The organism is Acinetobacter sp. YH01022 (assembly GCF_013420235.1).
In the GTDB taxonomy this organism is placed as follows: Bacteria; Pseudomonadota; Gammaproteobacteria; order Pseudomonadales; family Moraxellaceae; genus Acinetobacter.
The window spans coordinates 108,392-121,246 of sequence record NZ_VOYP01000001.1 but is presented as its reverse complement, the minus strand read 5'-3'; the positions used below and the strand labels follow the sequence as shown (position 1 = coordinate 121,246).

At 35.1% G+C, this 12,855-nt stretch carries 9 protein-coding genes; 5 read left to right on the top strand and 4 right to left on the bottom strand.

What is annotated here, in order from left to right; translation table 11 throughout:
• The first annotated feature begins 49 nt into the window (after nt 1–49).
• Nucleotides 50–4,099 (top strand): hypothetical protein, encoded by a 4,050-nt coding sequence (locus FTT87_RS00550; protein ID WP_180174144.1) that lies wholly within the window; start codon nt 50–52, stop codon nt 4,097–4,099.
• Between the two features lie 198 nt (nt 4,100–4,297).
• Here FTT87_RS00550 and FTT87_RS00545 read toward each other — a convergent pair whose 3' ends face one another.
• On the bottom strand, nt 4,298–6,448 hold the full coding sequence (locus FTT87_RS00545) for a hypothetical protein (protein ID WP_180174143.1): 2,151 nt from the start codon (nt 6,446–6,448) through the stop codon (nt 4,298–4,300).
• A 1,035-nt stretch (nt 6,449–7,483) separates the two neighbouring features.
• Between FTT87_RS00545 and FTT87_RS00540 the strand changes: the two genes are divergently transcribed.
• Nucleotides 7,484–7,696, top strand: a complete 213-nt coding sequence (locus FTT87_RS00540; protein ID WP_180043118.1) for a hypothetical protein — start codon at nt 7,484–7,486, stop codon at nt 7,694–7,696.
• Between the two features lie 42 nt (nt 7,697–7,738).
• Here the strand turns inward: FTT87_RS00540 and bioB are convergent, their stop codons facing one another.
• On the bottom strand, nt 7,739–8,728 hold the full coding sequence (bioB, locus tag FTT87_RS00535; protein ID WP_180174142.1) for a biotin synthase BioB: 990 nt from the start codon (nt 8,726–8,728) through the stop codon (nt 7,739–7,741).
• Nucleotides 8,729–9,013: 285 nt separating this feature from the next.
• Nucleotides 9,014–10,126: a tRNA epoxyqueuosine(34) reductase QueG gene (queG, locus tag FTT87_RS00530; RefSeq protein WP_180082415.1), complete on the bottom strand. Its 1,113-nt coding sequence runs from the start codon at nt 10,124–10,126 to the stop codon at nt 9,014–9,016.
• A 23-nt stretch (nt 10,127–10,149) separates the two neighbouring features.
• Between queG and FTT87_RS00525 the strand changes: the two genes are divergently transcribed.
• The 3 genes from FTT87_RS00525 (at nt 10,150) to FTT87_RS00515 (ending at nt 12,276) form a co-directional block, all read left to right on the top strand.
• Nucleotides 10,150–11,628, top strand: a complete 1,479-nt coding sequence (locus tag FTT87_RS00525) for an NAD(P)H-hydrate dehydratase (RefSeq protein ID WP_180043116.1) — start codon at nt 10,150–10,152, stop codon at nt 11,626–11,628.
• 5 nt (nt 11,629–11,633) lie between these two features.
• Entirely contained in the window at nt 11,634–11,888 is a 255-nt protein-coding gene (locus tag FTT87_RS00520) for an acylphosphatase (RefSeq protein ID WP_180043115.1), read from the top strand.
• A gap of 61 nt (nt 11,889–11,949) precedes the next feature.
• The gene (locus FTT87_RS00515; protein WP_180043114.1) at nt 11,950–12,276 is read left to right on the top strand and encodes a hypothetical protein; all 327 of its coding nucleotides are present in this window, start codon (nt 11,950–11,952) and stop codon (nt 12,274–12,276) included.
• Between the two features lie 6 nt (nt 12,277–12,282).
• Here FTT87_RS00515 and ruvC read toward each other — a convergent pair whose 3' ends face one another.
• Nucleotides 12,283–12,828 carry a crossover junction endodeoxyribonuclease RuvC gene (ruvC, locus tag FTT87_RS00510; RefSeq protein ID WP_086195067.1) on the bottom strand — a complete coding sequence of 182 codons (546 nt, stop codon included), beginning with the start codon at nt 12,826–12,828 and terminating at the stop codon, nt 12,283–12,285.
• Nucleotides 12,829–12,855 lie beyond the last annotated feature (27 nt).

Genomic DNA, 12,855 nt, shown 5'->3' with positions numbered 1-12,855 from the left:
AAAACGATTATCCCTGCTATCTTTAACCAATGAATATTTTAAATCTGATATGACTACTAACTTCTATCTACCGAGAAAGATTTATGATCATGAAAAAGAATATACTGAATATGAAGTTATAGAATCTTTTCAAATAATCATTATTTTAGCCGAGCCGGGTGCAGGTAAATCATCTCTTTTGGAAAGTTTTTCGAGTCTCTTAAGTATAAAAAAGAAAACAGCTAATATATTTAACAGTAGAAACAATCATGATAAAAATTCAATTTTAATTATTGATGCTCTAGATGAGTTGGTAAGAGTAGATCAATCTGCTGTAAGTAATTTACTTGGTAAAGTTGCCGATTTAGAGCCAAGGCAATTAATTATTTCTAGTAGATCAAGTGAATGGGAGGAGTCTTATACTAGTTTAGTTAGAGACATTTTTGAAATCGAACCTAGAGTTTTCCGTTTATATCCCTTTAACGAATATGAACAGCAGAAAATATTTGAAAATTATAAAGCTGAGGAAAATTTCCAAATATTTGTATCTGAAGTAAAGAAATATAATTTAGAACAGCTACTCTCAAACCCACAGTTTTTAAAGATTTTTGCAGATGCCTATATTGAAAGCAGTAGAGTGTTTTCTGATCGAAAATCCATATTTAGTCAAGCAGTTAAGGCTTTGGCAAAAGAGACAAACAATGCTTTCAATGTAAGAAATGATTTACCATTACTAAAAAAAATAGAAAGTACTGAAGAAATATTTGCGAAATTACTGTTATCTGGATCTGAGGGTGTAAGTACTAATGTAGATGGTTCAGATACATTGTACCCTCGAATAGATACATTAATTAGATTGGATAATATAGATTTATATTCATCAGTATTATCTAGCAGACTTTTTCAGTTAGCAGAAAATGAGAGCATACATCAGCCAAGTCATAAAATTATTGCTGAATTTACAGCTGCTAATTATTTAGTAAAAAAAATTAATGCGGATCGTAATCATATTTCACTTCATCAATGTTTATCAATAATTGCGCCAAATGGAATTGTACGTGATGAGTTGAGAGGACTTGTTGCATGGATGGCTGCTTTAGGTGATAAGTTTATACAAGAGACATTAATCAATATTGATCCTTATGCCGTATTAGCCAACGGAGATCCCTCTCAGCTTCTACCATCATCAAAAAAATATGTATTAGAAAAATTAATATGTCTTGTTGAAGAAGATCCTTATTTCCGTAGAAGTGATATGTGGAGAACTTTTTCTATTTCAGGATTTTTTGACAATGATTCCGTAACCACTGTTAAATACATATTAGCAGAATCAGATAAAGGATTATTGCGTGGGTTAGTTTTAGAATTAATGGAAAAATCCATAATTCTTGAATCTTTGTTACCTGAGTTGGAAGAAATTCTAATGAACGAGGCCATTGATAAATATATAAGAGAATTAGCAGGAATAAGATTAACGGAAATAGTTAATTATGAAGCAGCACAGACCATTAATCGGCTTATAGAACAAGGTACAAAATCATCCTTAAATATTGTTGCGCGTTTGATAGAAAGAATTAATATCAAATCCTTTTCTTTTGAAGTAATTTTAAGATTTTTAGAAAAATGTACTTTCTTATATCCAAATAAAAATGTTGGACGAGAGATAACTATAGGTGAACGTTATTTTATTAAAAATTTCATTATCAATCTTGATTATGAGTTAGTTGTAAATCTTCTAGATAAATTATCTCATGATCTTTATTGTACATGTAAGAAAGAACAATATGATTGTTATTGTCGAAATGGAATAAGTAAAATTATCGGAGTGCTTCTTGATCGTTATTTTGAACTAGAAACAAATTCTTATGATCCTCAAAAAATATGGTTTTGGTTAAAAAATCTAAATTTCCATAATGGAAAGCGTGAAGAAGATAGCATTGCTGTAAAAGTATTAAAAAACGATGATAATCTTCGCCAAAACCTTATCAGGTTAGCATTTGATGGTATTACTTCAATTGAAGATGTACATCAAGTAAGTTGGAAAACGTTATCATCTTATACCCATTCTGGTTTGAGTTTAAAGTTACAAGACTATTACTTCATTCTAGATTGGGCTTTTGAAAATAATAATACAAATTTATGGTCTTATTTTGTTCAGACTCATCATTTTCATGCATCAAATAGAAATGAATCTATATATGAGTTACGCAGATATGCAAAGGTTCAGGCCAGAGAAAAGAATGAATTTTTAAAGGCATGGACTAAAAAAAATTTAGCTGCTAAAAAAAGCTATTTGGAAACACAAAGAATAGTTAATAGTCGTCGTGTGAAAAATGGAAAGTTCCAAAGACAAAAGATTAGAAATGAAAATATTCTGTATATACAACAAAATCGTGCATTAGTAGAAAGTGGAAATCATTGGAGTTGCTTGATTGGGTTTGCAACACATATTTTAAATAAGCCTGAAAGAATAGAAGTTGAGTTTGGTGATGGGAAGTTAGTAACGAATGCTCTCAAAAATTGTTTACCATTTATAGAACCTCATGTGCCAAGTTTAAGTGAGCTTGCCAAGGCTCAATGCTCTTCTACTAGTTACCATTCAGAGGTTATATTATATGCTGCATGTGTTCAAATATTTAGAGAACATGGAAGTCTTGAAGGTATTAAATTAGAACTGCTACAGGCATTACGTACTGGAATTGACATGCATCATCGTGCGGTCTCTAATGAAGAACGAGATGTACTAAAAATTGAGGTCGATCGAATTATTTTTCCAGATTCTAAGAGTCGACTACAATTTATAAAAGATTATATTGAACCTCAATTGACTTATAATGACTGTAAATACACACAAGTAAGTTGGTTGCGTTATGATGATACATTCAAAGAGTTTCAAACTTCGCTACCATTAGAATGGTTATCTAAATATTCTAATATCAGTTTAGATACGACAAAAACACTATTTGATCTAAGTGCTCAATTTTGTGATAAAAATAAATTGAAAGATCTAATTGTAGAACGATGTGATGAATTAAATAAACAGCTAAAAAAAACTACAAGCAATTTTGAACATCAAAACTCGGTACTAGTATTTTGGTTCATCAGAGCATTTTTCTTTCTTGATGAACAAGAGGCAGAGCCTTATTGGGAGCATTTAAAAGAACAAGAAAAAATTATATTTATTTTAAGTGATAGAGCTGAAGGTATTCGTGACGGTGATCATCCATTTTGGCCAGCATTAACCCCTACTAAAATATGGTGGATTTTAGATGAGTTTATAGGTAAATGGCCAAAAGTTGATTTACCTGATTCTTGGGGAACAGGAGATCCCCCAAATGAAACAGCTTACAGGTTTTTAAGTAATTTAATTTGGAACTTTACCAAGCATATTTCTGAATCAACGTTATCAATTGTGAATAACTTAATTGCAGATCCACGATTTGAAGGCATGCGATTAGATTTAAAGAGTATACGTTCGACCCTTATTCGAAACCTTGCTCTAGTAAATTTTAAGGCTCCATCTTCAGAAGAAGTCGTTAACTTTTTAGATAATGATGGCGTGATTACAGTGGAGAGTTTAAGAGCATTAATTCTTGAAGAACTAAGAATATTTCAAGCTGACTTGAATGGTAGTGAAACAACCTCCAAAGATATTTTTTATAATCAGCAATATATAACTGCTAGAAAGATTGAATTTAAACGACTGGGTGAGGTTGATGCTACATTGCGTGTCGCAGATAGATTGCGATTAAGGCTAGAGCCAAAAGGGATTACCATCACACCCGAGCATCAACTTCAAAATGCCAATCGTTGTGATATAACTTTCTCTAAAATAATTGATAATCAAAGAAAGCTCTTAGTATTAGAATCAAAAGGCCAATGGCATTCTGAACTCCACACTGCTGCTTCAGCACAATTATCCCAAAGGTATTCAATACATCCGCATGCTGAACAGCAAGGAATATATTTTGTCCTTTGGTTTGGACCTGATGAAAAAGTAGCGAATATAACTAATCATGGTGTTAGTTCAGCTCAAGAATTGAAAGTCATTTTAGAGAACGAACTACCAAGTGACTTAAAAGGTCGTATTGATATATTTGTTTTAGATGTATCTTTATGAAATTAAATATGCACTTAATTTACTAAAGATTATCAATAGTTCTTGGATTTCATTATAATTCTATACACTACTTAATTTGAATATCCATCCCTATCCAATAACATTAACATGAGGTATTTAAATGATAGAGATGAATATTTATTTTACTAATATTAATTAGGTTTGAGAAAATCCATAGTGAAGTTTCATATATAAATATTACTCTATTATGTCATGAAAGTCAGAATCAAAATCTTTAGTATTATTTACTATAAAAACTTTTTCAGGAAAACCTAAACAAACATATTTCATAGAATCTGTTACAGCAATATTACTCCATAAATAATTGAGAACATCATCACGATTTGAGAAAATTTTTATGTTTTTCTTTAATATTTCTAAAAATCTTTCAAACCAATTGGGATCTAATGGGTTGATAATGCAATTAACCTCTAAATGAATTTTATGGAAATGACCATCTTCTATTAACTTATCATTATTCATTAATTGCAAGACTTCAAGAGTATAGCCCATCAACATCCATCCTTGGAATATATTACTAAAACTTAATTTTTCAACATGATTAAGAGCAATATCAACATATTGTTTTAATCTGTTCATTAGTCTTGATATTGCAATACTTGCTAGAAATCCATCGATAGGTAAATAAGTACCAATTACTACCCGAGCGCCTAAATCAATAGCGGTTTGAGCAGAGGAATTATCTTGATTGGCGTTTATTGGTAAGCTATCACAACTACTGAATATGACAATTGGCGGTAATTTATTTATTTTAGTTTTTAATGAATCAAAGCTGACTTTTTCACCGTACAAATATAGGCCATAATTTCCTTTATCATCTAGAGCAGTACCATGGCAGTCAAATATAACAATACTTTCGTCTGAATTATTTAGTGTATTAATTAGATCTTCTTCAGACTTAACATCAACAAATCTATATTGTGCATATAAATCTGAGTTTTTGTGATTTAATACTTCATTTTTTATATCTTCATCTATAGAGCCTATATTATCTAAATTATATTTTTTATTTAAGGATGTAACTTTATTTAAAGTTTTTTCCATAATATCTTTGAGGTGATCATCATCATCAAAGCTCCGAATAATTAGTACTTTGGAGGCACTTTCTTTTGAAATTAGTAGTTCTCTAGTACTAACCAATTGAATTTTATTTCGAGGTACTATGCTATAATGATATTTTAAACAGAGAGGGCATCCATCAATATTTAACCATCCTAAAGGAAGAGTGCTATATGATTTTAAATTATAATAAGAATCTTTATGTTTCAAATGTTCTGTAACTTGATTAAGTTCATTATATTTCCTTACTTTGATATTTAGGTTATTCACTAAATGTGATAAGGATTGATTATGGCTTTTTATTTTTGATGCAGATGTTGGATCATAGCGTCTACAATGATTTGATATTAAATTAACTTCTTGTCTTACTGCATTGATATCATAATCTAGAGAATAAAATAAGTGATTATTTATTTTTGAGTAAAGTAGCGGGAACATTATTTCATTTTTAATTTTATCAACACTATGAAGGCTATTAATTTTCGTTAATGCCAACTTTTTCCTGTCTTTACTAATTTTATCTTCTCTTATTAATGCTCTTGAATATTTTCCATAATAAAAATATTTATCTTCAAAAGATTGTATTATAAGACCTTTCTTTTTTCCATCATCTTTTAACAAGAAAAACTCTTTGTTTGAGATAATTGTATCAAAGTCTATTTTTTTTCTTTCAAAAATATTTTTAAATAGTCCTTTATTCATTTCTTCTGTTAACCATCCTATTTGATCTAAAACTATTTTTTTATTTTCTGGTAGGCTATTTATTTTTGCATTATATTTTTCTTCTCCTTCAAAACGACCTAGGTAATTACTAAATATAATTTTACTAAAATGATATGTTTTTTGTTGAAGCCATGAATAAATATTCAAATCTTCTAAATCTAATAAATTTACTGTATCTAATGGTGATACTTTATAATCATTGGATAAATTTTGATTAAGCCTAGAGAAGATATCAGGGAGTGGATCAATAATATCAAGATTAGTATTATCGAGTTTAATTACTAGAGTGAATAAATGTGATTTGTAGTGTTTCAGTATTTCATTCGAATTGTTTTCATCTATGGTTATATAGTTTGGGAAAATTGCCCCTTTTTCAATTAATTTTGATAATGTTTCTTCTTCTGCATCAAAAATTTCTCTGACATCCCATGGAAGATGTAAAAGTTTTTCTAAAACATTGGGAATATTATCGTTATTTTTACAAACAATAATATATTTAATATTAAATAAGTTGTTGGATGAAATATTTTCAAAATCTTTGTGCATGAAAAATTACCGATTTTTAAAATTGTCTATAATAGAAGAATTTGAATTTTATAATATTTTTATTAGGATCGGCGAAAAGTATATTGCTTTTCTACTAAAGCACTTAGCTTATGCCTAAAAATTTTTGCTGTCACCCTACAGACATATCTACCCACTCTGCCAATGACTTAAATGATTGCCTAAGCTCTGTGACACATTTGTGTCATGAAATCAACTAAATATGCTTTAGTTACATTGGTTTCTATAGAGAAATGTGCAGGCAAGCGATGTAAGTGATTGATTTATAGGTTTACATATTAGTGTATTTCGGACTCATAATCCGTTGGTCGACAGTTCAAGTCTGTCTGGGCCCACCAAATAAATCAAGCACTTAAGAGTAATTCTCTTGAGTGCTTTTTTAATTCTAAATCCTATGTAAGCAATCAAAAATAAATGGTGTAAGCAGGGTAGGCAATAAAAAAGTCTCATTAAGAAGCTTTTATTTCTTAGATAGTCAAAAATTACATATTCATATTATAGTCTTTATTTTTAATAACCTATTGTTTTATATTGCTTTATTAAGGTTTTTCTAGAAACTAAAATTATTGATTGATTAAAATTTCTTGCCTTTGAGGATAGTCTCGTCTCTTTAGCACTTAAGTGAATTTTATTTTGTAATTTTCTTAAAAATTAGAGTTAAGTTATTTGAATTATCATAAAAATATGTTAATAAATAACCGTGATCTTTTTTTGATCACTTTGGTGTTTCAGGATGAAATATCAGATTATAGAAGCTGAACTTAAAAAATAAACAATGATGGAGTTTAGAAAATGCTTCAATTACTTATGAAATTATTTTGCTTACATGTGTATGAGTATGAGCATATGGAAGAGATCGGAGAACATAAAGAATGCAGAAAGTGTGGCATCAATAAACCGCTTTAAATGAAACTATGGGGATCATTACAAAGTGAGCTTCGGGCTCACTTTTTAGTTCTTAGAAACAATTGAAAAAAAGATTAAACTACCAATTTAGACCTATTTAAAATTGTAGTTATGAGCATTGATTTTACTGCAGATACTTATATTGTCACTGATCAATTAGCAGACACTTTGGTTTGGTTAAGTCATCATCAGGATTGTTTTGATTCGTTCAGTCATGACACTTTTACTCAGGAGTTGGTGGTTTACCATGCCAATGGAGCAGATATCATTCGTCGGGGAAATTATTTAAATACACGTTATGGCATGTTAATTACCTCGGGTTAAATAAAAAAAGCCCTAAAAGGGCTTTTTTAGAATTTGCTCAGTTTAACTAGCCATTGCATCTACAGAGAGTTCTTTGACTGTTGGTTTGGCTTTTTCTGCGATTAAACCTAACTTGTTAAATAACTGTCTGTCCTTACCTTCACCGGCATTCGGTGTGGTCAAGAGTTTCTCACCTGAGAAAAGCGAGTTGGCACCTGCCATAAAAGCCAGTGCCTGATCAGAATCGGACAAAGACTCTCGCCCTGCAGACAGGCGAATATAGCTTTTAGGCATAATAATCCGGGCAACTGCAATGGTACGAATCCATTCAGTCACATCTAGTTTTTCCACATCAGCCAGTGGCGTACCTTCAATTGGCACTAGCATATTGATGGGTACTGATTCAGGATGAATCGCTAAAGTCGCTAACTCATGCAATAAACCAATACGGTCCTGGCTGCTTTCACCCAAACCGACAATTCCGCCACTACACACTTTCATGCCAGCTTGACGGACAAAATCCAGAGTATTTAAGCGGTCATCAAAGGTACGGGTACTGATCACATTGGAATAATATTCACGTGAGGTATCTAGATTGTGGTTGTAATAGTCTAGCCCTGCATCTTTTAAACGTTCTGCTTGCGACTGGTTGAGCATGCCTAAAGTCATGCAGGTTTCCAGACCCAAGGATTTTACTTCCCGTACCATTTCCAGTACATAAGGCATATCGCGTTCATGTGGATTACGCCATGCTGCACCCATGCAGAAACGAGATGAACCAGAAGCAAGCGCTTCTTTGGCTTCCTGAATCACTTTATCCACGGCAATACGTTTTTCGGCTTCAAGTTTCGAATCATAATGCGCCGATTGTGAACAATACTTACAGTCTTCCGGGCATTTACCTGTTTTGATCGAAAGTAGTGTACTGACCTGAATGGTATTTGCAGCAAAATGTTCACGATGAATGCGCTGTGCTTCAAAAACCAGATCTAAAAAAGGCTGGTTATATAAATCCTGAATTTCTTCTCGTGTCCAGTCATTACGTACATTCATTAGTGAAATTCCATAAATATCTTCATTATTACTTTTATCATACATAATTTATGCCAAATCCAAAGGCATAAACGACCAAATTTAATAGCATCTAACGATTGATTTTTAAAGTTTATAGTAATTGTAAGATTGTATATTTAGTAGCAAATTGAAGCTATTTACTATAAATATCACTGCAAAGTTTTTTTATTGTTTTTATAATTTTGTCCTGATCTGGAGTTTATGTTTTTTATTAAGGTAAAACTTTGTCAGTATCTTGAAATTAAAAAACTGGAGCAATAGCTGTTAATTTTGGCTCAGTATGGAACTGGATTTGGCCAGATGTTCTTGAATTGCCCAGTCAATATGGACTTGCACAATCTCATCATGCTGGTCGCGAGTTTGCTTTAAAGTTTCCATAATTTCTGTGGAAAAAGGTGCATTGCCCAAACCAATGGCAATATTACGCATAAAGCTTTGGTAACCAGTGCGCCGTAGTGGGCTGCCTTCGGTATGGGCTAAAAAAGTCTGTTCATCCCAATGCCATAAGTCCAGTAAACTCACCTGATCTAAACCATGTCGCGGATTAAAATCTTCAATAGTGGCTTTCTTGGCAAAGCTGTTCCAGGGACAGATCAGCTGGCAATCATCACAGCCAAACACGCGGTTACCGATGCCACGGCGTAATTCTTCAGGAATAATGCCTTGATATTCAATGGTCAAATAGGCAATACATTTACGTGCATCGAGCATATAGGGTTCAACAATGGCTTGGGTTGGGCAAATATCAATACACGCTGTACACGAGCCACAGTGTTTGCTGGCTGGAGCATCAAAAGGCAAATCCAGCGAGGTGAACAATTCACCTAAAACAAAAAATGAACCTGATTTTTTATGGATCAGTAAGGTGTGTTTTCCGGTCCAGCCCATGCCGGCATTTTCAGCCAAAGATTTTTCAAAGATGGGAGCAGAGTCGGCAAAGGGACGAGATTCAAAATCTCCCACTTTTTCCCGAATTTTGCTGGCTAATGTTTTGAGACGGCCACGCATGGTTTTATGATAATCTCGACCACGCGCATAACGTGCAATGATGGCGGCATTTGGTTCATCCGGGACATAACGTGGCTTGGGTGTTTCCACCAAGTAGTTCATCCGGACACAGATAATGCTTTTGGTCCCCGGCACTAGTAAAGTCGGATCAGCCCGTTTTTCCAGGTTTTCTTCTAGAAATTTCATGTCGCCATGGTAGCCACGTTTCAAATATTCTTGAAAACGTGGTAATTCTTCTTGAGCATCCGGTTTGGCAATGACACAATCACTAAAACCTAATTGCAACGCCTGTGCTTTAATCCACGCTTTCAGCGCTTCAGGATCGGTTTGATCTAAAGGAATTTTTTGTGATGCTGCGGATGAAGCCATAATGATATAAAAAAGGAAGAACAATGCCTCAGCAAGTTTACCATAGCCCTGTTTATCATAGCCAAAGTATTCAAGCTTGGGAGCAACGCTGGTTTGCCAAGCAAAACAGTTCTTATGGCTTAATGCAGCAAGTGGCCTGGATGATTGCGCAGCGCTTAGTTCCCATTTTTCAGCGACAAAATATCCGAAATATTGCGGTCTGCTGTGGACAGGGCAATAATGCCGGAGATGGTTATCTGACGGCTAAATATTTAAAACAATATGGTTTTGATGTAGATATTTATGCTGCTGAATTGGGTGCATCCAAAGATTTGAACACTGCCTATCAGGAGGCAGTAAGTACTGAAATCAACATTTATGCAGGGTTTGCATTTCAAAAAAAATATGATGGTTATATTGATGCACTATTTGGCATCGGCTTAAACCGGGAACTGGGGGCAGACTGGCAACAGATCATTCAAAGTATCAATGCTGAAACAGGCCTGAAAATCGCCATTGATATTCCAAGCGGCTTACAAGCAAATAGTGGTCAGCCCTTACCCTGCGCCATTAAGGCAGATTATACCTATACAGCTTTGGGCTTGAAAGCTGGACTCTTTACCGGACAAGGCAAAGAGTTTGCCGGACAGGTGGAGGTGATTTCCCTGATTCCTACCGATGCTGAATTAAAGCCCATTGCCCAGCTTTCATCGCAGAGTATTCATTTACCGCAACGCCAAGCTTTTGGTCATAAAGGTAGTTATGGTCATGTGTTGGTCGTTGGTGGCCATGAAAATATGGGTGGTGCAGTAATGATGGCGGCTGAATCTGCGTTTAGTGCCGGGGCGGGCAAAGTCACCATTGTCTGTCATGAAAAACATCACACTGCAATTTTGGCACGTTCACCCAATATCATGCTGCGAGATATTAATGTCTTGACCAAAGTCGAGATTCAGCAATTATTAGATCATGTTGATGCCGTCAGTTTTGGCATGGGACTTGGCCGTGATGCATGGTCAGAACAGCACTATTTTAAATGGTTTCCGAAGTTAAATTCAGTTGACCATTTACATGTGGTGCTGGATGCCGATGCATTGTGGTTCTTAGCGGAGCATCCCGACATATTAAAAGCAAATAGTTATGCCACACCTCATTCGGGTGAGGCAGCAAAATTGTTGGGGTGTTCAGTCAAAGATGTTGAAAATGATCGAGTCGCAGCGATACATGCCCTTCAGGAAAAATATGCCGGACAATGGGTACTGAAAGGTTCAGGCAGTTTAATTCTGCAAGATCAGCTGTGGATTTGTACCGCCGGAAATGCCGGTATGGGAACTGGCGGTATGGGCGATGTCTTGGCGGGTATGGCTGCCAGTTTAAAGGCGCAATTTGCCGGGAAAATCCAGCTGCATGAAATTGTAACTTTGCATGCCTTGGCGGGGGATTGGCTGGCGGAGCAAGGCATACGCGGTTTACAGGCCCATTATATGCATGCAGCAATTTATCATGTGGTGAACCAAGGATAGGGTCAATGAATAGGGCAGTTAAACTGATTATTCAGGGCAAGGTTCAAGGTGTCGGTTATCGTCGTGGGCTTGCACAGCAGGTTGAAGAATTAGAGTTGAAAGGTTATGTGAAAAATCTCTCCACTGGTGAAGTGGAGGCCATGGTTGGCGGTGATGAACTGACTATTCAGGAGCTTTTGCAACGAAGTTGGCTAGGACCGAGTCGGGCAGAAGTTTCACGAATTATTCAAACACACCAGCCCAGCCAGATTCGAATCTGAAAGATTTTAAAATATTGTATTAAATGGAAACTTGACCAGAATAATGATCTAAGAGGGAAAGATGGATAAATATCTGATAGTGGCTATAGTCGTGATCGTATGTATATTCATCGTCATTTATACGCAGCGCGCTGATACGGGTACGGCGAGCAGATCATTTAAAGACATTGTGCAAAAAGAATTTAGCCCATATAAAGTTATTGAAAGAAATGGTGTGATTGTTATCGGTGAGCACAATAGGCATGATCAGTTCGAAGAACGAATCTTGATTCGAATTGATCCAAACCAAAAAAAGAACATCAGGAACTTTGGACAGAGAATAACTTTTACCTATAGCAAGCAACCCTCGATCCGGGAAATGCGTCAGGATTTTGCACCTTATCTTTAAACATGCTTAACGTCTTCTACCGCTGTAACGGCTACGACCACGGGCCATACCCCCTAAAGCATTCAGCACCGCCATTTTACTCATGCTGCCTGAAGCATGGGCATGACAAATCGCAGCAGCCAGGGCATCGGCAGCATCCTGCTGTGGTTTGATGCTTAAATTTAAAATCCGCATCACCATCATTTGTACCTGCTCTTTATCTGCTGCGCCATAACCGACCACAGACTGCTTGATTTGACGGGCAGTATATTCGGCTACCTGTAAATCCAGATTTACCAAGGCAGCAATGGCTGCGCCACGGGCTTGTCCCAGCTTTAAAGCAGAGTCCGGGTTTTGTGCCATAAACACCTGTTCGACTGCGGCTTCGGTAGGGCCATGAAATTTAACAATCCGTTCCACACCTGCAAAAATCCGTTTCAAGCGTTCAGGCATTTCCGGGGTTTCGGTACGAATGGTTCCTGCATCTACAAATGTTAATTTTTGCCCATCTTTTTCGATAATGCCATAACCTGTTAAGCGTGAACCGGGGTCAATACCGATAATTAATGACATGCAAAGCCTTTAAAAATAAAATAATGC